The sequence below is a fragment of the Azospirillum aestuarii genome (assembly GCF_016632405.1).
Classification (GTDB): domain Bacteria; phylum Pseudomonadota; class Alphaproteobacteria; order Azospirillales; family Azospirillaceae; genus Azospirillum; species Azospirillum aestuarii.
Genome location: NZ_JAEPIV010000015.1, coordinates 99,416 through 122,135 on the forward strand (window position 1 = coordinate 99,416; position 22,720 = coordinate 122,135).

Here is a 22,720-nt window from a genome sequence, read left to right on the forward strand (position 1 = left end):
CCGCCCTCAGAAATCCGCCCTCAGAAATCCACCGACACCGACAGCTTGGCCGTCAGCGGGCTGCCCTGACTCAGGTAGCCGCCGGAGGCCGACGCCCAATAGGCCTTGTCGGTCACGTTCTCGACCGCCGCCCGGACGGTGACCGGACGGTTCTGGATGTCGGCGACCATGCGCGCGCCGATGTCGAAACGGGTCCAGCTGGGAATCTTCAGCGTGTTGGCGGTGTTGAGATACTGCGACCCGGTGTGGATCACGCGCCCGGTCAGCGTCACGGTGGGGAAGGACGCGGGGATGAACGGCAGGTCCCATTCGACATTGGCGTTGAACTGGTGGCGCGGCACGCCGACGGCGTCCTTGCCCTCGGTCGCGGCGCTGCCGGTGTCGCTCAGCTCCGGATCGATGAAGGTGGCGCCACCCAGCAGCCGGACGCCCTGCACCGGTTCGCCGTACAGCATCAGTTCAATGCCGCGGTTGCGCTGTTCGCCCGACACGCTGTAGACGCGGGTGAACGCGTCGGTGACGCCGCTGGGCTGCGTGGTCTGGAACAGCGACAGCGAGCCGCCGAAGCTGCCGAAGTCCAGCTTGCCGCCGACCTCGTACTGGACTGACCGGTAGGGCGCGAAGATCTCTCCGGAATTGGCCGCCGTGGACGGAGCGGTCGGTCCCTGCGCCAGCCCCTCAATCCGGTTGGCGTAGAGCGACAGCGGCTCGACCGGCTTCACCACCAGCCCGACCACCGGCGTCAGCGCCGACTGGTCGTAATCGGAGGTGCGGGCGCCGTTGGCCCGATTGTAGCCGCGAACCTGGATGTTCTGCTGGCGCAGACCGGCGGTGACCATCACCCGGTCGTTCAGGATCGACACGGTGTCCGACGCGTAGACGCTGCGCAGCACCGACTCGCTGACCTTCGGCAGATCGCCGACCATGCCGCTGGCCGAGGTCGTCGCCGGGCGCGGGAGGCCGACCATGCTGTAGAGGTTGATGGCGGAGGTCGTGCCGAACTCGAAGCCGTTGTTGTTGGTCGTCCGCAGCGCGGAGGCGCCGGCGTTCAGCTGGTGCCTGAGCGGGCCGGTCTGCAGGTCGGCGCGGACGCCGGCCTGGCCGGTGACGGTGTCATCCTCGCGCGGGACGGTCAGGCGCCGGACCGTGCCGGTGCCGTCGGGCCGCGTGATGGTGGGGGAGGCATAGTCGCCGTCCTCGCGCATGCTGCGCAGGCCGAAGGCGCCATAGGCGGTCAGGCTGGGCAGGAGGTCGTATTCCGCGCGGATCTGGCCGAAGGTGTCGCGCATCCGCGAATAGCTCCAGGGCTGCGCATAATTCTGCGAGGCCGACGGCACCGCCGGGACGAAGCTGCCGACATAGACCACGGGGCGGCCCTGCTCCACCCGCTGGGTCTGGGTGCCGACGTCGAGCGTCACGCGGGCGCGCTCGCCGCGGTAATCCAGCGCCAGGGAGCCGAGCGTCAGCGTCCGCTCCTCGTCGTCGATGGCGGTATCGCCGCCGCGGACCGCGGCGTTGGCGCGGACGCCGAACTGGTTGGCGTCGCCGAACCGGCGGCCGACATCGGCCGACAGGCCCAAACGGCTGTCCATGGCGTAGCTGGCGGTCAGCCGGGTCAGCGGCTCGTCCTCCGCCCGTTTGGGCACGAGGTTCACGCCGCCGCCGATGCCGGACCCGCTGGGGGCCGCACCATTGAGGAAGGCGTTGGCGCCCTTCAGCACCTCCACCCGTTCGAACATGTTGGTGGCGACGATCTGGCGCGGAGCGGTGCCGTAGAGGCCGTCGACCGACAGATCCTCCCCCGCCAGCTGGAAGCCGCGGATGACGAAGCTCTCGGAGAAATTGCCGTAGCCGAGGCTGCTGCGCACCGCCGGGTCGTTGGCCAGGACGTCGGCGATGGTGTCCGCCTGCTGGTTGCGGATGGTTTCGGCGGTGTAGCTGGTGATGGAGAACGGAACGTCCATCGCGTCCTGGTTGCCCAGAGCGCCGATGCGCCCGCCGCGCGCCACCTGACCGCCGGCATAGGCCGGGGGCAGGGCGCCGGGGCCGGTGGCGCCCCGGTTTCCTTCGACCTGCAGCGGATCGAGCAGGACGGCGTTGCCAGCGGCCACGCGCTCGACCGTCACGGTTTCCGTGTTGAGGAAGCGGGCGGCCAGCCCGGTTCCGGACAGCAGGCGGTTCAGCCCTTCGCGCGCGGTCATCGATCCGCTGACGCCGGGGGAATTGACGCCCTGGGTCACAGCGCCGGGGGTCAACACCTGGATGCGCGTGGCGGTGGAGAAGGCGGCAAGTGCCCCGTCCACCGATTGTGGCGCGATGGCGAAGGTCACCGGGCCGGCCGGGATCGACCCCTGGCCCGACCCCTGGGCCGACTGCGCCATGGCCGCGGGGGCGCTGGACAGCAGAAGGCCCGGCACGATCAGTACCGTGGTCGCCAGGAGCCGCCCCAGGAGCCGCCCCGTGAGCACGCGCCCCAACCGGCCGCCCTGGGCGCTGTCCCGGCGTCCGTTCGTCACACCCGTCGCTTCACACTTCACCGATGTCATCGCTCGCCTCTGTCGTCCGGTGAGAGAGCGCGCCGCTTTCTGCTATTGCGTCTCATTCTCTCCTTTCCCGGACATGACGACGGGCGCGCGGAGAACCCTGGGAAGTTTTTTTCAGGTCCCGAAGATTTTTTCAGCGGAGCAGGGTCAGGTAGGGGGTGATGCGGGTGGCGCGCACGCCGAGGCCGCGCTCCAGCGCATCGAGCACGGCATCCGGCCTGTCGAGCGCGAAGACGCCGGATACGACGCGCTCCGCCGCCTCGTCGTTCAGCAGGACCACCCGGCCCGGCCATTGCCGGTTCAGAGCCGTGATGACGGAGGCGAGCGACTGCTGGCGGAAGACGATCTGACCCTGGCGCCATGCGAAGGCGACGGCGGGGTCCGCCGCCCGTGGCCCGGTCAGGCCGTGAGGGTCGGCCTCCACGCTCTCGCCGGGGTGCAGGCGGACGCTGTCGGGCCAGGGGGCGTTGCCGTCGGCGTTCCGATGGGCGACGACTTCCACCAGCCCTTCGCCCACGGTGACCGTCGTGCGGTCGTTCTCACGCCGGACGCTGAATTGGGTTCCCAGCACACGGGCGGCACCCGCCCCGCCATCGACGACGAAGGGATGATCGGGATCGCGCGTGACGTGGAACCACGCCTCGCCACGCAGAATCCGGACGCGCCGCTCGCCATCTCGATAATCGAGCGCCAATGCGGTGTCGCCGTTCATGTCGACCGTGGAGCCATCCGGCAGGGTCAAGGTCCGGCGCTGTCCGGTCGTGGTCACCTGATCCGCAACGGCGTTCTGGTAAAGCGTCGGTCCGTGCCAGACGCCGAGGCCGCCGACCACCAGCAGGATCGTCATCGCCGCGGCAAGGCGCCTTATACCGGTCGCCGCGGGGCGGCGGGGAGACCCGATGCGGGACTTGGCGTAAGCGGCGCGGGCGGGTTCCTTCAAGTCGTGAAGGAGGGTCTGCAGGCCGGCCCAGGCATGGGAGTGCGCCGGACTGACGGCCAGCCACTCGGCGAAGGCGGCGCGCTCCGCCGGCCTGACGTCGTCGGATTGCAGGCGGAAGTGCCACGCGGTGGCTTCCGAGAACAGCCGGTCTTCGTCCGGTCCGCCGTCTGCCGGCTCGCTGCGCTGTCCATCCTGATGATCCATCGCGTCTCGCTGAGCGCTCCTGTTGTCTCGTGTTTGGATAGACGGCCAAGGACGTCCGATCCCTCAAAGAAAACGACCTGCCGGGACATCGGCTGTGTCGATCATCGCGGCGGACGCCGCTTCATGTCATCGCGGCGGACGCCGCTTCATTCGCGCGCGGCACTGCTCCAGCGCCGTACGCAGATGGTACTCCACCGTACGGGGGGAGATGCCGAGCCGCTCACCAATGGCGCGGTAGGTCAAACCTTCGACATGGTAAAGAAGGAACACGTCACGGGTTTTGGGCGGCAGGGAGTCGATGGCGCCGCGCAGCCGGGCCATGGTCTGGTTCCGCTCCACCACCATGTCGGCACCGGGGCCGGGGGAGGGCGATTCCTCGTCGGGCGGACCGACCTCGCGCAGGCGCTGGCGCTTGGCAGCCCGGCAATGGTCCAGCGCAACGCGGTCGGCCACCACATACAGCAGACCGGCCGGATTCTGGATCGCCTCGCCATCAGGCAGACGGGCCAGCCGCAGGAAGGCATCCTGCGCGAGATCGCCCGCCGTTTGCGGATCTCCGGTCCGCCGCGCGATGGCACGCTCCACACGCAGTCGATGCGCCTCAAACAACTCCGCGATCTTGCGCGCCCAAGCGCCTACGGAGCCCGTCATCGGGCGCGCCAGGAATGGGTGTCGTCGTGCAGCGGAGGGCGGAGGGTGTCGATCACGGATGCGCGGAATGGCGGATGCAAAGTAACCAGCGCCCGTGGGGCCATCGCCTCGGATGCCGGTCACGCCGGTATAGCCGCATCGAACCCATAATGCGAACTATTCTTATTATCAGAAAGCACCCCTTGGTCACGGAGCCCTTTTTGACGAAAGGGTTGGTTCCGTTGCGAAGTGTGTTGGTGGGCGCGGAGAACTCCTCCAGGCCGGCGTCGAGTGCTCCGGTCTGCCGGCCCAGCTCGACACCGCTCGGCATGCTCGGCAAGGCTTACGTTCATCACATGGTGTGCCACATGCCTCTTGCCCCGCCGACGCACTACACCGGGCGCCTGCGAGGGGGCGTGACCTCGTTTCGTTTTCAGCAGTTTGCGCGAGGACAAAGAGGCCTGGGCATCCTCGCGGCATGATCCGGCTATGACCTTTCCATCCTTCTATGATGCGGCGCCGCGGCTCGTCGTGCGCGATCCGCTCAGCGCGTTCCTCGGCGCGGCCGAGGGCGGCCTGCTTGATTACGGTTATGCCGATGCCGTGCGGCTGGCCGGCCATTCCTGTCCGACCGTCGCGGGCGCTTACCTGATGACCGTACGGTCACTGGAGCACCTGTACCCCGATGAGGTGCCCGAGCGCGGGGCCGTTGCGGTGTGTGTTCGTGAGGCCGCCGACGAAGGCGTGGCCGGCGTGATGGCAAGCGTCGCCACGCTGCTGACCGGAGCGACGGAGAGCACCGGCTTCAAGGGCATCGGTGGACGCTTCGACCGCCGGAACCTCCTGTCCTTCGGCACCGACATCCAAGGCGCGATGGCCTTTGTCCGCACCGACACGGGAGTAGGCGTGCAAGCGACGCTCGACAGCGGCGTCGTACCGGTCGACCCGGCGATGCCCGGCCTTCTGCAGCGCCTGTTGTCCCACGCGGCATCAACGGACGACGCGGCTCAGTTCCGCACCCTATGGCAGGAGCGGGTCCGACGCATGCTGGTGGACCACGCCGACGATCCTCGACTGGTCAGCCTTGCCGCTTGGAACGGCCGACCCGACGCGTGACCTCTTTTCAAAAGACTTCGGACATGCACACCGACAGCCAGACCGGCCAACTCCTGCACGACGATCATCACCGGACCATCGACCTTCTGAACGCGTTCGAAGCCTACCTCGAACGCACCAGGGAGGACGAGATCCCGCATCTGGATGCGGACGGTCGCGTTCTGCTCGCCACCCTTGGCAAGGAACTGGGCCAGGACCTCGAACGGCATTTCATTTTGGAAGAGCGGTGCCTCTTTCCGCCCATCGCCGCCGCCGGCGCTTACGAGATGACGGCCGACCTCTCGGCCGACCATGAAGCCCTGCGCCCGCTTTTCCGCCGCATCGCCCGGCTGTGTGCCCTGGCTCTGCGTGAGGGGTTCGATGAGGAAAGCTGGCCGGTCCTCCGCCATTTCGGGCAGCAGCTGATCGACGGCCTCGTCCTGCATATTCAAAAGGAGGAGACCGCACTGCTCAGCGCCGTCGACGCCGTGCTCACGCCGGCACAGGACGTCGCCCTTGCACGGGCTTACCGCCATGGGGAAGAGGCGCTTGGCGGCGTGGATGAACGTGCATCACCGCTGCACGTTTAGGACGGACATTCAGCGGCAGGTCGGTCGCGGCCCACGTGCGTCGATGTTCCGACCTGCCTCAAGCCGGATTCATCGGCTCGGTGGGCGGGGCTGGGGTATCCTCGGGTTCCGCCGGCGCGGCAGGCACGGGCTCGTCGTCGTCCTCTTCCGGAAGGCGGCCGAGGCAGGACCCGTCGGGGCGGTCGGCGACGATGGCTTCCGCCCAGCGCTCCACGGCGCCGAGTCCGCGCCGGAAGACCGCGCAGCGCGATGCGGCCAGAGCGGTGCACGCATCCTCCTCCGCGGTGACATGGTATCCCAGAAGGGTGAAGCGCTCCGGATCGAGCTGGGTGAGCCAGCCGGCCAGGATCGCCCGCCACACCGAATGGTCGTGGAAATAGGACGAGACGATCCCGACCCGCAGTCGCGTCCGGGCCGTCCGGGGGCGGCTGGATGCCTTGGACGCTTTCGTGATGGTCGGGATGCGGTTTCCCGCGCGTGCCGCCATCAGACCGGCCATGATGCCGCCGTGGGTTTCCTGCAAAGCCCGGTTGCCCATGCCCTGGTACGCCAACAGGAACGGCAGATGCGCGCCTGCGAGGTCGGAGGCGTTTCGCCGCGCCTCGGCCGGCGCGTTGGGGCCGATCAGCCCGTCGAGCGCGGCGAGGTGATGCGCGTAGGCTTCCCGTCTGGACTCCAGTTCCGCCTCGTCGGGGTAGACAGGGCGGAGTTGCCCGACGCACAAGGCCAGCCGGCACCCGGCGTCATCCGGTGCGACCTCCACCCCCCTGCTCAAAAGGCCGGTGGCGACGATGTCTTCCCCTCGGCCGGCGTGAAGCACTCCCAACGCGTACAGCAGTCCCGGATGGTCCGGGGCGACGCGCAGCCCCTGGTGCAACACCCGCAAGCTGTCGGGAGCGCACCGTCCGGCCGACGCGCTGCCGAGCCCGAAATAGGCGTCGCCGGTGTCGGGGTGGCTGGCGATCGCCCGACGGAATGCCTCCGTCGCCGCCCCAGTGCGCCCGAGGTCGGCCAGCGCCGCGCCGAGATTGACCAGCATCATCGCGGAGCCGGGCGCGAGCCGCGCGGCGCGGCGGAAGGAGGTCACCGCCTGCTCCACGGCACCGTCGGCGCGCAGGAGGTTGCCAAGGTTGTTCCACGCCGCGCCGTGGGTGGGATCGAACGCGATGAGACGGCGATAGGCCGTCGCCGCCTCCGTCGCCTCCGCCCGCGCCCGCAGCATCCGCGCGAGGGAGAAGCACAGGCCGCCATCCTCGGGCTTCAGGCGCAGGAGTTGCCGGATCACCGACACGGCCTCGTCGGTCGGGGGACCCTCGGCCAGCAGCGGCGCCAGACCGGCGAGGGCATCCGGGTGGCCGGGGCGCAGGATCAGCGACCGGCGGTGGTGTGCGGTCGCCTCGTCCGTCCGGCCCAGCGCCATGGCCAGCTTGCCGAAGTTGGCGTGGAAGTCGGCGATGTCCGGAGCACTGGCGATGGCGCGGCGAATGAGCGCCATCGCCTCCACCGGGCGGCCCTCCTGCCCGTGGAGCAAGCCCAACAGGTGCAGCGCGTGAGGCTGGTGCGGCTCGACGGCAAGGATTCGGCCGTAAAGCTCCCTGGCCTCCGTCAATCCGCCCTGGACATGATACTCGACCGCAAGTTCCAGCGCTTCCTGCACCGTCGCCATGGAGAACTCCCCGCCCGCCTCATCGACCCGCAGCAAGCGCCCAGGGTTGTACCTGCGCAACATCGTCTTAAACCATGAGGCCAAGACGACTGTCGAACGGATTCCGGGCGGTTGCGGCAGCGTTCGCACCCGCTTTATCGCCGGGCCGTAGCTGGAGCCCTTGCGCCTGCCGAACGGCACATGAAAATCCAGACCGGCGGTCGGCAGGTTGACCATGACCAGCCCGGCCGCCGAGTGGGCGCGGAAATGGGTGGCGTGCTTCAGCGACGTGGTGCAGATGCCCGACGAAAGACTGAAAGGCGTGTCGTTGGCAACGGCCAAGGCCTCGTCGTAATCCTTGACGGGGACGACGCTGGCGACCGGCCCGAAGACCTCCTCGCGGTTGATGCGCATGGCGTTGGTCGTCTCGGTGAGCAGGCACGGCGAGAGGTAGAAGCCGGGGGTGTCCCGTTCCAGCACCCGACCGCCCCAACACCGCTGCGCCCCTTCCCCCTCGGCGGTGGCGATGTGGGAGAGATCCTGCTCCAGCTGCCGTTCGTCCACCACCGGACCGATGTGCGTCTCGGGTCTCAGCACGTGCCCCACCACCAGCCGCTCCAGCCGCCCCGTCACCGCCGCGACGAAACGATCATGGATGCCCTCGGTGACGACGAGGCGCGACGACGCCGTGCAGCGCTGTCCGGTCTGGAAGAAGGCGCCGTTCACCGCCGCCTCCGCGGCGACGTCCAGATCGGCGTCGTCCAGCACGATCAGGGGATTCTTGCCGCCCACTTCGAGCTGGCATTTGATCATGCGGCAGACCGCCCGTTGCGCCACGCGGGTTCCCGTCGGGACGGAGCCGGTGAAGGTGATGGTGTCCACGCCGTCGACCAGGGCGTCCCCGATCACCGAACCCGGCCCCATCACCAGATTGAACACGCCGGCCGGCACGCCGGCGCGCGCGATGATGTCCGCCAGCGCCCAGGCCGGTCACAGTGTGCGTCGGGCTGATCGCGTCGGGGTCGATGACCAACTCCAGCAGGGCGAGGCGTCCTGCCGCCATGGCGCGTTCGAAGGCCGGCATGAAGTCTCCGGTTTCGGTGATCCGCTCGGCATGGGCGCCGAAGCTCTGCGCCAGGGTGACGAAATCGGGATTCGTCAGGTCGGTGCCGCTGACCCGGCCGGGATACTCGCGTTCCTGGTAGGCGCGGGCCCTGGCCGCGCGCATCGCCGTCAACCGGCCGCATGGGGTGCGCATGACCAGACGTCTGCTGCGCGAGGGCCAGACGGTCAAGCTCGACACGCTGCTGGAGATGTCGGCGGCCATGCAGGCGCTGGCCGACGCGACCGAGGATCACAAGGAGGCGATCGCCGCGCTGCTGGGCAAGCGTCCTCCCCGCTTCATCGGCGCGTAAGCCGTCGGGGCCGGCGGCGGCTCATGATACCGGGCTCATGACATCTGGTTGATGGCCTTGCGGAAGCGCGACAGCGACAGGCTGAACAGGGCCGCGCCGATTCCGATGAGCGCGAGGAACTGCGGCCAGACCACGTCGAGGCCGGCGCCGCGGTACAGGATGGCCTGGGCCAGCGTGACGAAGTGCGTCGTCGGCGCGGCGAGCATCACGTCCTGAACGAGGGCGGGCATGCTTTCGCGCGGCGTCATGCCTCCCGACAGCATCTGCAGCGGTACCATCACCAGGATCAGCAGCATGCCGAACTGCGGCATGCTGCGGGCCACCGTCCCCAGGAAGATGCCCATCGACGTGGTGGCGAACAGGTGCAGGACGGCGCCAGCCAGGAACAGGGCGACGGAGCTGCTGATGGGAACCGCCAGCAGTCCCTGGACGACGAAGACCAGCGAGGCGGCGCAAGCGACGAGCACGACCAGGGCCATCGACCAGATCTTGCCGACCATGATCTCGACGGGCGTGACCGGCATCACGAGCAGATGCTCGATGGTGCCGTGCTCGCGCTCCCGGATCAGGGCGGCGCCGGTCAGGATGATCGACAGCATCGTGACCTGGTTGATGACCTCGATCACCGACCCGAACCAGCCCTTGTTCAGCTCGGGATTGAAGCGGACCCGCAGGGCGAGCTCGACCGGAAGGGTCGGTTCCCCGCGGTAGCGTTGCACGAAGGCATTGACCTCCCCGTTGACGATCTGCTGGACGTAGCCGCTCCCCGAAAAGGCCTGGGTCATCCGGGTCGCATCGACGTTGAGCTGGATCGCCGGTTGGCGCCCGGCGAGGACGTCCCGCTGGAAGTCGGGTGGAATGTCGAGCGCGAAGGTGTCGAGCCCGGCATCCATGCGGGCGTCCATCTCGGCGGGCGTGATCAGCGCCGGCGGCAGGAAGTAGGGCGGGTAGAAGGCGCCGACGATGCGGGCCGACAGGGGCGAGCGGTCCTCGTCGACGATGGCGATCGCCGCCTTGTTGAGCGTCTCCGGTATGGCGGTCGCCGCCGTGTAGATCGCCAGCGTGAAGGAATAGACGATGAGGACCAGAAGCATCGGGTCGCGGGCGAGGCTGCGCAGCTCCTTGATGCCGAGGTTCAGGACGTTGGATGCCTGCATCGCTCAGGTCTCCTGCTTTTTCAGCAGCAGCGCGCTCGCGCCGACCAGGACCGGCACGGCGATCAGCAGCGCGACGAAGGCGGCGTGCAGATCGCCGAAGCCCAGGGCCTTGGAGAAGACGCCCCGCGCGATGGTCAGAAAATGGGCGGTCGGATAGACCTCCCCGATGACGGCGGCGGCCCCCCCCAGGGACGAGACCGGATCGATCATGCCGGAATACTGGGTGGCCGGAATCAGCGTCGCGATGGCGGTGCCGAAGACGGCGGCGATCTGGCTGCGCATGAAGCTGGACATCAGGAGTCCCATGGCGGTCGCCGAAAAGCTGTAAAGCAGGGCGCCGGTGGCGAGGGCCAGCACGTTCCCGGTCAGCGGCACGCCGAAGGCGGTGACCGCCAGCGCCGTCATCAGAAGGACGTTGAGCATGGCCAGCCCGACATAGGGCAGTTGCTTGCCGAGCAGGAACTCCAGCTTGGTGACCGGCGTGACGTAGAGGTTGATGATCGAGCCGAGTTCCTTTTCCCGCACGACGCTGAGCGCCGTCAGCATCGCCGGGATCAGCAGCAGCAGGATCGGGATGACCGCCGGCACGATGGCCTTCAGGCTCTCGACATCCGGGTTGTAGCGAAAACGGGTCTCGATGGTGGCGAGGCTGGGCGTGCTGGTCCGCGCGGCGAGCCACTGGCTGTGCATGCCCTGCACGTATCCGTTGACGGTTTCGGCCCGCGTCGGCATGGCGCCGTCGATCCATGCCCCGATCTGAACCGGACTCCCGCGGGCGACGTCGCGCCCGAAGCCCGGCGGGATCTCCAGCGCCAGGGAGAGGTCTCCCGCCCGCATGCGCCGGTCGAGATCCTCGTAGTCGATGATCGGCGCCCGTTCGACGAAGTAGCGGGAGCCCGCGAGGTTCAGCGTGTAGTCGCGGCTCACCGTCGTCTGATCGCGGTCCAGGACCGCGAAGGTGAGGTCTTCGACATCCATGTTGATGCCGTAGCCCATGATGACCATCAGCAGGAGGCTGCCGACGAGGGCGAGCGTCGCGCGGATGGGATCGCGCCGCAGCTCCAGCGCCTCCAGACGCGAGTAGCTGAGCATGCGCCACGGGTTGAAGAAGCGGCCTTCCACGCGTTCGCCGGGAGGGATGGCGGCGGGCGGCGGGACCTGTCGGCGATCGTCGGGCGCCGCCGCGTCGCTTCCCTGACGCTCCGCCACGGCCTCCTCCAGATAGCCGATGAATGCCTCCTCCAGCGTCGCGGCGCCCCGCCTCTCGACGAGCGCCGCCGGCGTGTCGCTGACCAGCACGCGGCCGGCGTGCATCAGCGAGATGCGGTCGCAGCGTTCGGCCTCGTTCATGAAATGCGTCGAGATGAAGATCGTCACCCGGTCCCGGCGGGCCAGGCCGATCATGATCTCCCAGAACGCATCGCGCGCGATCGGGTCGACGCCGGAGGTCGGCTCGTCCAGGATCAGCAGTGCGGGCTCATGGACCATCGCGACGGCGAGGGACAGGCGCTGGCGCTGGCCGAGCGGCAGCCGGTCCGGCAACGCCTCCATCGCGTCGGCGAGGCCGAAGCGCTCCGCCACCGCCGCGACCCGGCGGGGCAGGACGCTCTCGGGCACCTGGAACAGGCGGGCGTGCAGTTCCAGGTTCTGCCGGATGGTCAGTTCCGAATAGAGCGAGAAGGCCTGGGACATGTAGCCGACGCGCCGCCGGGTCCCGATGTTGCGGGCGTCCACCGGTTGCCCGAACAGCCGGGCCTCGCCCTCGCTCGGCTGGAGCAGGCCGGTCAGCATCTTCATCGTCGTCGTCTTGCCGCAGCCGTTGGAGCCAAGAAAGCCGAAGATCTCGCCGCGCGGGATGCGGAAGCTGACGTGATCGACCGCCACGAAGTCGCCGAAGCGCATGGTCAGGCCCTTCGCCTCGATGGCGGTCTCGCTTCCGTCCTCCGGCCGCGGCACGATCGCGACGGCCTTGTGCCCGCGGCGCTTCTCCTCGGGCATCAGCGCGACGAAGGCCTCCTCCAGCGTCGCGGTCCCGGTGCGCTCCAGCACCTCCCGCGGGCTGCCGGTGGCCAGCACGCGCCCCTCGTCCATGGCGACGAGCCAGTCGAAGCGCGCCGCCTCCTCCATGTAGGCGGTGGCCACCACCACGCTCATGCCGGGACGGTCCGCCCGGATGCGGTCGATCAGCTCCCAGAACTGCCGCCGCGAGAGCGGGTCGACGCCGGTGGTCGGCTCGTCGAGGATCAGCAGGTCCGGGTCGTGGATGAGCGCGCAGCACAGGCCGAGCTTCTGCTTCATGCCGCCGGACAGCTTGCCGGCCGGCCGGTCGAGGAACGGCGCCAGACCGGTGCTTTGCGTCAGGTCGGCGATGCGGCCCCGGCGTTCGGCCCGGCCCTGGCCGAACAGCCGTCCGAAGAAATCGAGATTCTCGGCGATCGACAGCGTCGGATAGAGGTTCTTGCCGAGGCCCTGCGGCATGTAGGCGATGCGGGGGCACACGGCGCGGCGGTGGCGGGCCTGGGCCATGTTGCCGTCCAGCACTTCGACCGTCCCCTCCTGCAAGGCGCGCGCCCCCGACATCAGCGACAGCAGGCTCGACTTGCCGACGCCGTCGGGGCCGAGCAGGCCGGTGACACGCCCCGCCGGGACGTCCAGGCTGATCCCATCGACGGCCCGGACCTTTCCATACACCAGACGGACGCCCCGCAGACGCGCGATGGGCAGACGCGCGACGGGTGATGCGGCGGAACGGTCGGCGGCGTCGCTCATGGCACGAGATTTTGCAGGTTGGCCGGCCATTCGGTGTCCGGATCGATCCGCACATAGGCCACCCCCGGCAAGCCGGTCTTCACGTCACGGATGTACTTCTTGAGCAACGGAGGAGGGATCTGGGCCTTGATCCGGAACATCAGCTTCTGGCGTTCGCTGGCCGTCTCCACGGTCTTCGGGGTGAATTGGGCGACGTCGGCCACGAAGGTGGCCTTGGCGGGAATGACGTATTGCGGGAAGGCATCCAGCGCGATCCGCACCTCGGTGCCGATCCTCACCCGCCCGGCGGCCTCCGTCGGCAGGAAGAAGGTCATGTAGACGTCGCTGAGATCGACCATGTTCAGCACCCGACCGCCGGCGCCGAGCACCTCGCCCGGCTGCGCCACCCGGAACTGCACCCGGCCGTCGCGCGGCGAGCGGAGGGTACTGTCCCGGATGTCGGCCTGGATGCGCTCGACGGTGGCCGCGGCGGCGTCGACCGCCGCCCCGGCGTTGACGACCTGGGCCTCGGCCGTGGCGATGGCGGCGTCGGCCGCGGCGACCTGGGCCTTCGCCGCGCTGACGGCGGCGTTCGCGCTTTCGAAGCGGGCGCGGTCGGTGTCGAGGACCTGCCGCGACGTCGTTCCGCGCGCTTCCAACTCCTCCGATCGGGCGAGTTGCTTCTGGGCGACGTCCCGCTCGGCCTCGCGCTGGGCGACCAGGGAGAGCGCCGACTGCCGTTCGGCTTGGCGCTGGAGCACCTGATGACGGGCGGTCTCGACGCCGATCACCGCCTGCTGCTTCTGCGCGTCGGCCTGCTTGGCCTGGGCCTGGAGCACATCGGTGTCCATCCGGGCGAGCACTTGGCCGGCGGTGACGAAATCGCCCTCATCGACCAGGATGTCCTCGACCCGTCCGGCGGTTTTCGTGGCGATGTCGATCTCGACCGCCTCGATCCGGCCGTTGCCGCTGGCCAGACCGGCAGGCAGTCCCCTGGGCTGCAAAAACAGCCACACGCCATACAGGACCACGACGACGGACAGCGCGGCTGCGGCTTTGAGCAGCCACCGGCTTGGCTTCATCATCATCCACCAATCCATTCGCTTGCAGGCAACGCCTTCAAGGCCGTCCAGCCTATCAGACCGCCCGCGCGGCGCCACCGGCTTTTCCGCTTGAAGTGGATGGCCTTTTTGCCGCATTGGCGCGATCGCGCATGCTCTTACAGGATGGGTCCCGGCACCGAGAGGAAGCCATCCATGGCCAGGGCGATTCCCCCCATGGGCACGGCGTCCGGGCCGAGCGGCGAGACGAGAAGCCGCAGGTCGCGGCGCAGCGGTTCCAGCGCATGCTCGTCAAGAGTGGCGTTCAGCGTCGGAAGGATGAACTCCGCGACGATCGACAGGTTGCCGCCCAGCACCACCAAGCCCGGATTCGTCAGGTTGACCATGTGGGAAAGCGCGAATCCCAGATGCGCGCCCGCCGCCTCCAGAAGGGTGCGCACCACCGGGTCGCCATCGCGCGCGGCGGCGGCGGCGGCCCAAAGGTCGGGCAGGGCGCGTCCCCGCTCGCCGGCCTGGGCGAGGATCGAGGTTTCGGAGACGTAGGTTTCCAGGCAGCCCCGCTTGCCGCAGCCGCAGGGACGGCCGCCCGGCACGACGGTCAAATGCCCGATCTCCCCGGCGAAGCCCTGAGCGCCGCGGTACAGCCGCCCGCCGAGAAACAGTCCGCCGCCGACGCCCGAATGGCCGGTCAGGTAGACGAAGTCCTCCACCCCCCGGCAGGCGCCGAACAGCCGCTCGGCCATGGCGGCGGCCTTGGTGTCGTTGTCGACATGGACCGGCGCGCCCAGCGCCTCCTCAAGCAGCGGACGGATCGGCGTGTCGCGCCAGCCCAGATTGGGCGCCAGAACGAGCCGGCCCTCGCGGTCCATCAGCGCCGGAATGCCGATGCCGATGCCGCGCAAGAGCGGTGGTTCCGCTCCGCCCCCCGGCCGGCTCGCCGCGACGACCGCGTCGATCCCCTCGTGCAGTTGGCGCAGCGCCGTGGCGAGGTCGGTGCTGCCGGGGATCTGCGACTGCTCGACCACCGTGCCGGCCAGCGTGGTGGAGACGATGCGGATCGTTCCCGGCTCCAGCCGGGCGCCGACCAGCAGCCCGGCCGACGGGGCGATGCCGAGCGCCGTCTCCGGCCGGCCGATGCGGCGGGCGCGCGGCGCCTCGGTGCGCTCGACCAGCCCCTCCTCGACCATCTGCGCCACGATGGCCGAGGTCGTCGCCTTGTCCAGGCCGGTCAGCCGGCTGAGGTCGCGCTGCGCGCAGCGCGGGTTCTCGCGCAGCGCGTGGAAGACGCGAACCATGTTGAGGCGGCGGATCGCGGCCGAGTTGACCCTTGGCAGCATGCGGGTTCCTGTCTCGCGCGTCTGGCGGCAATCGGTGGGTGGCAATCGGTGGATGGCGGGGCCGGGCGGGGCATACACCGAAAAGGTGGGGGATGTCGCCCCGACATGGCTTGACGCGCGCTGATTCGAATCATACGCTCCCATTTGTTAGACCGTCTATCTAATTCGCGGCCACACGAGAAGCCGCAATCCAGGGAGGGGGCGACCCCATGGCCGAGCCGCTTTTGGCAGCGTTCGGCGTCACGAAGAGCTTTGGGCCCGTCGAGGTCCTCCATGGGGTGGATTTCACCGTCCAGCACGGTGAGGTGCACGCCCTGGTCGGCGAGAACGGGGCCGGCAAATCGACGCTGATGAAGATCCTGTCCGGCTTTCACCAGCCGACCTCGGGCGCCGTGCGCGTGGATGGGCGGCCGATGAGCTTCTCCGGCATCGGCGCCGCCGAGGCGGCGGGCGTCGTGCTGATCCACCAGGAATTCAACCTCGCCGAACATCTCACGGTCGAGGAGAATATCTTTCTCGGGCGCGAGCTGCGGCGCGGCCCCTTCCTCGACAAGCGCGCCATGCGCGAGCGGTCCCGCGCCGTCCTGGCGGAACTCGAATGCCCGGTGGACCCGCGCGCGCGGGTGCGGGACCTCGCCGTGTCGGAGCGGCAGATGGTCGAGATCGCCAAGGCGATGTCGCGCGAAGTCCGCGTCCTCATCATGGACGAGCCCACGGCGGTGCTGACCGGCACCGAGTCCGCCGTTCTGTTCGGGTTGATCCGCCGGCTGCGCGCCCAGGGGGTGGGGATCGTCTACACCTCCCACAAGCTGGACGAGGTGCGGGCCATCACCGACCGGGTGACCGTTCTGCGCGACGGCCACCATATCGCCACCCGCCCGACCGCCGAACTGACGGAGGACGGCATCGCCCAGCTGATGGTCGGACGGGCGATCAGCGACCTGTTCCCGGCCAAGACGCCTCCGGCGCCGGACGCGCCCGTGGTTCTGGAGGCGCGGGGGATCGACGTTCCCGGCTGGGTGCGGGGCGCCGGGTTCGACCTGCGTCGCGGCGAGATCCTGGGCTTCGCCGGGCTGATCGGCGCCGGGCGGACGGAACTGGCCGAGGGGCTGCTCGGCCTGCGCCGCCGCACCGCCGGCACGCTGTCCCGCAATGGGGAGCCGCTGCGCGTCCGCCGCCTGGAGGACGCGGTGGCGGCCGGGATCGCCTATCTGACCGAGGACCGCAAGGGCAAGGGCCTGCTGCTCGCCAAGGGATTGCAGCCGAACCTGACGCTGCTGGCGCTGGACCGCTACGGCCGGGTCTTCACCGACGAGCGGCGGGAAGCCGCGGCGCTGGAGCGCGCGGTGCAGGAGTTCGACATCCGCGTCCGGACGCTGGACGTGCCGGTCGGCAGCCTGAGCGGCGGCAACCAGCAGAAGCTGCTGCTGGCCAAGACCATGCAGGTCGATCCGGAGATCCTGATCGTCGACGAGCCGACGCGCGGCATCGACATCGGGACCAAGCAGCAGATCTACCGGTTCCTGCACGAATTCGCCCGCCGGGGTGGGGCGGTGATCCTCATCTCCTCGGAAATGCCCGAGATCATCGGGCTGTCGCACCGGGTGGTGGTCATGCGCTCCGGCGTGGTGACCGGCATCCTGGATGGTGACGAGGTCGAGGAGGGCGAGATCGTCCGCTACGCCACTGGCCTGAAAGGCCGCACGGTCAACAGCCTGAAAGGCCGCACACCAGAAGGAGACGCGCATGACGCCGTCGGTCATGCCTGAGGCCGCGCGGAAGCCCTCCTCCGGCTTCGATCTGAAACTCTACGGGCCGTTCCTGGCGCTGGCCGCGCTGATCGTGCTGGGCACCATCGTCAACCCGGTGTTCCTCAGCCCGGGCAACATCGGCAACGTGCTGACCCGCACCGCCTTCATCGGCATCATCGCGGTCGGGGCCACCTTCGTCATCACCGCCGGCGGGATCGACCTGTCGGTCGGCTCGCTGGCCGCCTTCGCGTCGGGCGTGACGATCGTGGTGATGAACGTGCTGGTCGGCTCGATGGGCGCCGGGCTGCCGGTCATCCTGGTCGGCGTCCTGGTGGCGCTGGGACTCGGGCTGGCGGCGGGGCTGGTCAACGGGCTGCTGGTGACCAAGGGCCGGATGGAGGCGTTCATCGTCACGCTGGGAACCATGGGCATCTTCCGATCCCTGGTCACCTACATCGCCGACGGTGGCACGCTGTCGCTGAATTCGGAGATCCGCACGATCTACCGGCCCGTCTATTACGGCGGCGTCTTCGGCATCTCCTACCCGATCCTGGCCTTCGCGGTGGTGGCGCTGATCGGCGCGCTGATCATGTACCGCACGCGCTTCGGCCGCTACTGCGCCGCCATCGGCTCCAGCGAGGACGTGGCGCGCTATTCGGCGATCAACGTAGACCGGGTCAAGCTGCTGGCCTTCGTGCTCCAGGGCGTGTGCGTCGCCATCGCGGTGGTGATCTACGTGCCGCGGCTGGGATCGGCCTCGGCCACCACGGGCCTGCTGTGGGAGCTGGAGGCCATCGCCGCCGTCATCATCGGCGGCACAATGCTGAAGGGCGGCTACGGCCGCATCTGGGGAACGGTGGTGGGCGCCGTCATGCTCACGCTGATCGACAACATCCTCAACCTGACCGGCGCCGTCAGCGTCTACCTGAACGGCACCATCCAGGGGGTGATCATCATCGTCGCGGTGCTCCTGCAACGGGGGACCGTGGCGCGTCGCTGACATAATACGAAGAGGGAGGGATCGACCATGACGTTCCGTTTCGGTTTGGCCGCGGCGCTGGCCGCGGGCCTGATGGTGGCGCCGGTCGCCGGCTGGGCGCAGCAGAAGATCAAGATGGGCGTGTCCATCCCCGCCGCGACGCACGGCTGGGCCGGCGGCCTCAACTGGCACGCCCAGCAGGCCGAGAAGCGGCTTGAGAAGCAGTACCCGAACCTCGACGTGGTGATCGTCACCGCCCGCGACGTCGGCCGGCAGGCCAACGACCTGGAGGATCTGGTCTCGGTGCAGCGGATCGACGCGCTGGTCATCCTGCCCTTCGAGTCCGCGCCGATGACCGACCCCGTGCGCGCCGTCAAGCAGGCCGGCAAGTTCGTCACGGTGGTGGACCGCGGCCTGACCGACCCGTCGATCCAGGACCTCTACGTCGCCGGCAACAACCCGCAGATGGGCGAGGTCTCCGCCCGGTTCATGAAGGAGAAGATGGGCGGCAAGGGCGACATCGTGGTGCTGCGCGGCATCCCGACCGTGATCGACAACCAGCGCGTCGACGCCTTCATGAAGGAGATCGAGGGCACCCAGATCAAAGTGCTGGGGATGCAGTACGCCAACTGGAACCGCGATGACGGCTTCAAGGTCATGCAGGACTTTCTGTCCCGCTTCCCGAAGATCGACGCGGTGTGGGCGCAGGACGACGACATCGCGCTCGGCGTCATAGAGGCCGTCAAGCAGGCCGGCCGCGAGAAGGAGATGTTCATCCTGGGCGGCGCCGGCATGAAGGACATGATCAAGCGGGTGATGGACAAGGACGTGCTGGTCCCCGCCGACGTCCTCTATCCGCCGGCGATGATCGCCGAGGCCATGGAGATCACCGCCAAGCATCTGGTGGAGAAGGCGCCGATCCAGAAGGAATACATCATCGAGGCGACGCTGGTGACGCCGGAGAACGCCGCGAAATACTACTACCCGGACTCGCCGTTCTGATTTTCCCGCCCGAAGACGACCCGAAGGGAGGAGCATCATGAAGACGATCAAGGGGCCGGCGATCTTCCTCGCGCAGTTCGCGGGGGACGCGGCGCCGTTCGACAGCCTTCCGGCCATCGGCGCCTGGGCCGCCGGGCTGGGCTTCAAGGGCGTGCAGATCCCCTCCTGGGACAGCCGCCTGTTCGACCTCGCCCGGGCCGCGGGGAGCAAGGGCTACTGCGACGAGGTGAAGGGCGTGCTGGCCGAGGCCGGCGTGCAAATCACCGAGCTGTCCACCCATCTCCAGGGGCAGCTCGTCGCCGTGCACCCGGCCTATGACGAGGCGTTCGACGGCTTCGCGGCGCCGGAGGTGCGCGGCAACCCGAAGGCCCGCCAGGAATGGGCGGTCAACCAGCTGCTGATGGCGGCCAAGGCCTCGGCCAATTTGGGGCTGACGGCGCACGTCACCTTTTCCGGCGCGCTGGCCTGGCCCTACGTCTATCCCTGGCCGCAGCGCCCGGCGGGGCTGATCGAAACCGCCTTTGACGAGCTGGCGCGGCGCTGGCGGCCGATCCTCGACGCCTTCGACGCGGCGGGGGTGGACCTCTGCTACGAGATCCATCCCGGCGAGGACCTGTTCGACGGGGCGACCTTCGAGATGTTCCTGGAGCGCGTCGGCAACCACCCGCGCTGCAACATCCTCTACGACCCCAGCCACTTCGTGCTGCAGCAGCTCGACTATCTCGGCTACATCGACGTCTATCACGAGCGGATCAAGATGTTCCACGTCAAGGACGCGGAGTTCAACCCGTCCCCGCGCCAGGGCGTCTATTCCGGCTACCAGCCCTGGATCGACCGGGCCGGCCGCTTCCGCTCGCTCGGCGACGGGCAGGTCGATTTCGGCGGCATCTTCTCCAAGCTGACCCAGTACGGCTTCGACGGCTGGGCGGTGCTGGAGTGGGAATGCGCCATGAAGCACCCCGAGCAGGGGGCCGCCGAAGGCGCGCGGTTCATCGACGCGCACATCATCCGGGTGACCGAGAAGGCCTTCGACGACTTCGCCGGGGCCGGAACCGACGATTCGGCCAACCGGCGCATGCTCGGCATCGGCTGAGCGGGAGGGAACCATGACCATCGAAGGGAAGACGGCCTCCGGGCCGAACCGCCGGCTGCGCCTCGGCATGGTCGGCGGCGGGCGGGGCGCCTTCATCGGGGCGGTGCACCGCATCGCCGCCCGCCTCGACGACCGTTACGAGCTGCGGGCCGGGGCGCTCTCCTCCGATCCGGAGCGGGCGCGGGCCAGCGGCGCCGACCTGTTCCTGCCGCCGGAGCGCTGCTACGCCAGCTTCGCCGAGATGGCGCGGTCCGAGGCGGCGCGCGACGACGGCATCGACGTGGTCAGCATCGTCACGCCCAACCACCTGCACCATGACGCCGCCAAGGCATTCCTGGAGGCGGGCATCCACGTCATCTGCGACAAGCCGCTGACCACCACGGTGGAGGACGCGGAGGACCTGGCGGCGGCGGTGGAGCGCAGCGGCCTCGTCTTCGCGCTGACCCACAACTACACCGGCTACCCGATGGTGCGGCAGGCCCGCGCCATGGTGGAAGCCGGTGAATTGGGCGTCCTCCGCGTCGTGCAGGTCGAATACCCGCAGGACTGGCTGAGCACCCGGCTGGAGGAGAGCGGGCAGAAGCAGGCGGAATGGCGGACCGACCCGGCGCGCAGCGGCATCGCCGGCTGCGTCGGCGACATCGGCACCCACGCCTTCCAGCTGGCGGAGTTCGTCACCGGCCTGCGCTGCACGCGGGTCGCCGCCGACCTGACGGCCTTCGTGGAGGGGCGCCGGCTCGACGACAACGCGCACATGATGCTGCGCTTCGGCAACGGCGCGCGGGGCATGCTGTGGGCCAGCCAGGTGGCGCCCGGCCACGAGAACGGGCTGCGCCTGCGCGTCTACGGCGACAAGGGCGGGCTGGAGTGGTTCCAGGAGCAGCCGAACCACCTGCGGTTCACCCCGCTCGGCGAGCCGCCGCGCACCATCACCCGCGGCGGCGCCGGGTCGGACGGAGCGGCGGCGCACGCCACGCGCATCCCGTCGGGCCATCCCGAAGGCTATCTGGAAGGCTTCGCCCAGATCTATCGCGACGCCGCCGACCTGATCGTCGCCCGCATGGGCGGTGCCGCCGCCGGTGAGCAGGCCGCCCTCGTCCCCACTGTCCGGGACGGTGTGCGCGGCGTGCGCTTCATCCACGCCGCGGTGGAATCGAGCCGCCGGGATGCCGCCTGGGTCGAGCTTTGAAAGGATTTGCCATGACCGAAGCCTACTTCACCGGCGTCGAGCGCATCCGCTACGAAGGGCCGGACAGCGACACCCCGCTCGCCTACCGCTGGTACGACCCCGACCGCATGGTCCTGGGTCGGCGCATGGCCGACCACCTGCGCGTCGCCGTCTGCTACTGGCACAGCTTCTGCTGGCCCGGTTCCGACCCCTTCGGCGGCGGCACGCTGGACCGGCCCTGGATGGGCGCCGGCGATCCGGTAGCGCTGGCCGAGGCGAAGATGGACGTGGCGTTCGAGCTGTTCGAGAAGCTCGGCGCGCACTTCTTCACCTTCCACGACCGCGACGTGGCGCCCGAGATGGGCTCGCTACGGGAAACCCAGGCGACCTTCGCCCGCCTTGCCGAGCGGCTGCAGGGCTGCATCGAGCGCAGCGGCGTCAAACTGCTGTGGGGCACCGCCAACCTGTTCTCGCACCCCCGCTACATGGCCGGCGCGGCCACCAACCCCGACCCGGAGGTCTTCGCCTGCGCGGCGGCCCAGGTGCGCGACGCGCTGGAGGCGACGCACCGGCTGGGCGGCGTCAATTACGTGCTGTGGGGCGGGCGCGAGGGCTACGACACGCTGCTCAACACCGACATGGCGCGTGAGCTGGACCAGCTCGGCCGCTTCCTGACGATGGTGGTCGAGCACAAACACAAGATCGGCTTCACCGGCACCATCCTGATCGAGCCCAAGCCCATGGAGCCAACCAAGCACCAGTACGACCACGACGTGGCGACGGTCTACGGCTTCCTGAAGCGCTACGGGCTGGAGAAGGAGGTCGCCGTCAACATCGAGGTGAACCACGCCACGCTGGCCGGCCACAGCTTCGAGCACGAGGTGGCGACGGCGCTGGCGCTGGGTGTCTTCGGCTCCATCGACATGAACCGGGGCGACCCGCAGAACGGTTGGGACACCGACCAGTTCCCCAACGACCATGTGGAGCTGGCGCTGCCCATGGCGCGCATCCTGGAGGCCGGCGGATTCACCAATGGCGGCTTCAACTTCGACGCCAAGATCCGGCGTCAGAGCATCGAGCCGGACGACCTGCTGCACGCCCATGTCGGCGGCATCGACACGTTGGCCCGCGCGCTGCTCGCCGGGGCGCGGCTCGTCGAGGACGGGCGGCTGCATGGGCTGCGCGCGGAGCGCTACGCCGGCTGGACCGGCGATCTCGGCCAAAAGCTCCTCGGCGGGCTGGATCTGGCCGGCGCGGCGGACGCCGGTCTCGGCCTCGACCCCCGGCCGCGGTCGGGTCGGCAGGAGATGCTGGAGAATCTGGTGAACCGCCTCGTCTGAGGCCGCTGGCTGAGTGGGGGAG

The 22,720-nt window shown here is 69.1% G+C and carries 17 protein-coding genes and 1 pseudogene; 9 read left to right on the forward strand and 9 right to left on the reverse strand.

Annotation, left to right across the window (positions count from 1 at the left end; translation table 11 throughout):
• Positions 1 to 20 precede the first annotated feature (20 nt).
• The 3 genes from JJL56_RS22160 to JJL56_RS22170 form a co-directional block, all read right to left on the reverse strand.
• Positions 21 to 2,516, reverse strand: a complete 2,496-nt coding sequence (locus JJL56_RS22160; protein WP_345772620.1) for a TonB-dependent siderophore receptor — start codon at positions 2,514 to 2,516, stop codon at positions 21 to 23.
• A 160-nt stretch (positions 2,517 to 2,676) separates the two neighbouring features.
• A complete protein-coding gene (locus JJL56_RS22165; RefSeq protein ID WP_200486308.1) occupies positions 2,677 to 3,687 on the reverse strand; it encodes a FecR family protein in 1,011 nt (336 codons plus the stop codon).
• A gap of 126 nt (positions 3,688 to 3,813) precedes the next feature.
• The gene (locus JJL56_RS22170; protein ID WP_200486309.1) at positions 3,814 to 4,338 is read right to left on the reverse strand and encodes an RNA polymerase sigma factor; all 525 of its coding nucleotides are present in this window, start codon (positions 4,336 to 4,338) and stop codon (positions 3,814 to 3,816) included.
• Positions 4,339 to 4,806: 468 nt separating this feature from the next.
• On the opposite strand from JJL56_RS22170, the gene JJL56_RS22175 reads away from it, so the two are divergent.
• Positions 4,807 to 5,433 (forward strand): FmdE family protein, encoded by a 627-nt coding sequence (locus JJL56_RS22175; protein ID WP_200486310.1) that lies wholly within the window; start codon positions 4,807 to 4,809, stop codon positions 5,431 to 5,433.
• A gap of 23 nt (positions 5,434 to 5,456) precedes the next feature.
• On the forward strand, positions 5,457 to 6,002 hold the full coding sequence (locus JJL56_RS22180; protein ID WP_200486311.1) for a hemerythrin domain-containing protein: 546 nt from the start codon (positions 5,457 to 5,459) through the stop codon (positions 6,000 to 6,002).
• A 58-nt stretch (positions 6,003 to 6,060) separates the two neighbouring features.
• On the opposite strand, the gene JJL56_RS33240 is transcribed toward JJL56_RS22180, so the two are convergent.
• Positions 6,061 to 8,625 carry an aldehyde dehydrogenase family protein gene (locus JJL56_RS33240; RefSeq protein WP_282188944.1) on the reverse strand — a complete coding sequence of 855 codons (2,565 nt, stop codon included), beginning with the start codon at positions 8,623 to 8,625 and terminating at the stop codon, positions 6,061 to 6,063.
• A 67-nt stretch (positions 8,626 to 8,692) separates the two neighbouring features.
• Positions 8,693 to 8,974, reverse strand: a pseudogene (locus tag JJL56_RS33950) (thiamine pyrophosphate-dependent enzyme); the annotation flags it as partial.
• Here JJL56_RS33950 and JJL56_RS22195 point away from each other — a divergent pair.
• Positions 8,904 to 9,062: a hypothetical protein gene (locus JJL56_RS22195; protein ID WP_200486343.1), complete on the forward strand. Its 159-nt coding sequence runs from the start codon at positions 8,904 to 8,906 to the stop codon at positions 9,060 to 9,062. The pseudogene JJL56_RS33950 and the gene JJL56_RS22195 sit on opposite strands and share 71 nt — an antisense overlap.
• A 35-nt stretch (positions 9,063 to 9,097) precedes the next feature.
• Here the strand turns inward: JJL56_RS22195 and JJL56_RS22200 are convergent, their stop codons facing one another.
• The 4 genes from JJL56_RS22200 to JJL56_RS22215 all read right to left on the reverse strand — a co-directional run bounded on the left by JJL56_RS22200 (position 9,098) and on the right by JJL56_RS22215 (position 15,365).
• Positions 9,098 to 10,219, reverse strand: coding sequence for an ABC transporter permease (locus JJL56_RS22200; RefSeq protein WP_200486312.1), 1,122 nt, complete (start codon positions 10,217 to 10,219; stop codon positions 9,098 to 9,100).
• A gap of 3 nt (positions 10,220 to 10,222) precedes the next feature.
• Positions 10,223 to 12,988, reverse strand: coding sequence for a ribosome-associated ATPase/putative transporter RbbA (gene rbbA / locus JJL56_RS22205; RefSeq protein ID WP_200486313.1), 2,766 nt, complete (start codon positions 12,986 to 12,988; stop codon positions 10,223 to 10,225).
• Positions 12,985 to 14,055, reverse strand: a complete 1,071-nt coding sequence (locus JJL56_RS22210; protein ID WP_200486314.1) for an HlyD family secretion protein — start codon at positions 14,053 to 14,055, stop codon at positions 12,985 to 12,987. The genes rbbA and JJL56_RS22210 overlap by 4 nt, the downstream gene beginning before the upstream one ends.
• 131 nt (positions 14,056 to 14,186) lie before the next feature.
• A complete protein-coding gene (locus JJL56_RS22215; RefSeq protein WP_200486315.1) occupies positions 14,187 to 15,365 on the reverse strand; it encodes an ROK family transcriptional regulator in 1,179 nt (392 codons plus the stop codon).
• Positions 15,366 to 15,574: 209 nt separating this feature from the next.
• Between JJL56_RS22215 and JJL56_RS22220 the strand changes: the two genes are divergently transcribed.
• Genes JJL56_RS22220 through xylA form a run of 6 tightly spaced genes read left to right on the forward strand, consistent with a single transcriptional unit; the run spans position 15,575 to position 22,698 of the window.
• Complete coding sequence (locus JJL56_RS22220; RefSeq protein ID WP_200486316.1) at positions 15,575 to 17,134, forward strand: sugar ABC transporter ATP-binding protein; 1,560 nt, start codon at positions 15,575 to 15,577, stop codon at positions 17,132 to 17,134.
• Positions 17,112 to 18,116: an ABC transporter permease gene (locus JJL56_RS22225; protein WP_200486317.1), complete on the forward strand. Its 1,005-nt coding sequence runs from the start codon at positions 17,112 to 17,114 to the stop codon at positions 18,114 to 18,116. Before JJL56_RS22220 ends, JJL56_RS22225 begins: the two co-directional genes overlap by 23 nt.
• A 27-nt stretch (positions 18,117 to 18,143) precedes the next feature.
• Complete coding sequence (locus JJL56_RS22230) at positions 18,144 to 19,097, forward strand: substrate-binding domain-containing protein (protein ID WP_035681887.1); 954 nt, start codon at positions 18,144 to 18,146, stop codon at positions 19,095 to 19,097.
• Positions 19,098 to 19,134: 37 nt separating this feature from the next.
• Positions 19,135 to 20,190 carry a sugar phosphate isomerase/epimerase family protein gene (locus JJL56_RS22235; protein WP_200486318.1) on the forward strand — a complete coding sequence of 352 codons (1,056 nt, stop codon included), beginning with the start codon at positions 19,135 to 19,137 and terminating at the stop codon, positions 20,188 to 20,190.
• Between the two features lie 13 nt (positions 20,191 to 20,203).
• A complete protein-coding gene (locus JJL56_RS22240) occupies positions 20,204 to 21,379 on the forward strand; it encodes a Gfo/Idh/MocA family protein (protein WP_200486319.1) in 1,176 nt (391 codons plus the stop codon).
• A gap of 11 nt (positions 21,380 to 21,390) precedes the next feature.
• Positions 21,391 to 22,698, forward strand: a complete 1,308-nt coding sequence (gene xylA, locus JJL56_RS22245; RefSeq protein WP_200486320.1) for a xylose isomerase — start codon at positions 21,391 to 21,393, stop codon at positions 22,696 to 22,698.
• Positions 22,699 to 22,720 lie beyond the last annotated feature (22 nt).

Excerpts from the sequence above, each read along its gene's own strand:
- JJL56_RS22165 (WP_200486308.1), bottom strand. The coding sequence starts at position 3,687 with ATGGATCATCAGGATGGACAGCGCAGCGAGCCGGCAGACGGCGGACCG.
- JJL56_RS22170 (WP_200486309.1), bottom strand. The coding sequence starts at position 4,338 with ATGACGGGCTCCGTAGGCGCTTGGGCGCGCAAGATCGCGGAGTTGTTT.
- JJL56_RS22175 (WP_200486310.1), top strand. The coding sequence starts at position 4,807 with ATGACCTTTCCATCCTTCTATGATGCGGCGCCGCGGCTCGTCGTGCGC.
- JJL56_RS22180 (WP_200486311.1), top strand. The coding sequence starts at position 5,457 with ATGCACACCGACAGCCAGACCGGCCAACTCCTGCACGACGATCATCAC.
- JJL56_RS22195 (WP_200486343.1), top strand. The coding sequence starts at position 8,904 with ATGACCAGACGTCTGCTGCGCGAGGGCCAGACGGTCAAGCTCGACACG.
- JJL56_RS22200 (WP_200486312.1), bottom strand. The coding sequence starts at position 10,219 with ATGCAGGCATCCAACGTCCTGAACCTCGGCATCAAGGAGCTGCGCAGC.
- rbbA (WP_200486313.1), bottom strand. The coding sequence starts at position 12,988 with ATGAGCGACGCCGCCGACCGTTCCGCCGCATCACCCGTCGCGCGTCTG.
- JJL56_RS22210 (WP_200486314.1), bottom strand. The coding sequence starts at position 14,055 with ATGATGATGAAGCCAAGCCGGTGGCTGCTCAAAGCCGCAGCCGCGCTG.
- JJL56_RS22215 (WP_200486315.1), bottom strand. The coding sequence starts at position 15,365 with ATGCTGCCAAGGGTCAACTCGGCCGCGATCCGCCGCCTCAACATGGTT.
- JJL56_RS22220 (WP_200486316.1), top strand. The coding sequence starts at position 15,575 with ATGGCCGAGCCGCTTTTGGCAGCGTTCGGCGTCACGAAGAGCTTTGGG.
- JJL56_RS22225 (WP_200486317.1), top strand. The coding sequence starts at position 17,112 with ATGACGCCGTCGGTCATGCCTGAGGCCGCGCGGAAGCCCTCCTCCGGC.
- JJL56_RS22230 (WP_035681887.1), top strand. The coding sequence starts at position 18,144 with ATGACGTTCCGTTTCGGTTTGGCCGCGGCGCTGGCCGCGGGCCTGATG.
- JJL56_RS22235 (WP_200486318.1), top strand. The coding sequence starts at position 19,135 with ATGAAGACGATCAAGGGGCCGGCGATCTTCCTCGCGCAGTTCGCGGGG.
- JJL56_RS22240 (WP_200486319.1), top strand. The coding sequence starts at position 20,204 with ATGACCATCGAAGGGAAGACGGCCTCCGGGCCGAACCGCCGGCTGCGC.
- xylA (WP_200486320.1), top strand. The coding sequence starts at position 21,391 with ATGACCGAAGCCTACTTCACCGGCGTCGAGCGCATCCGCTACGAAGGG.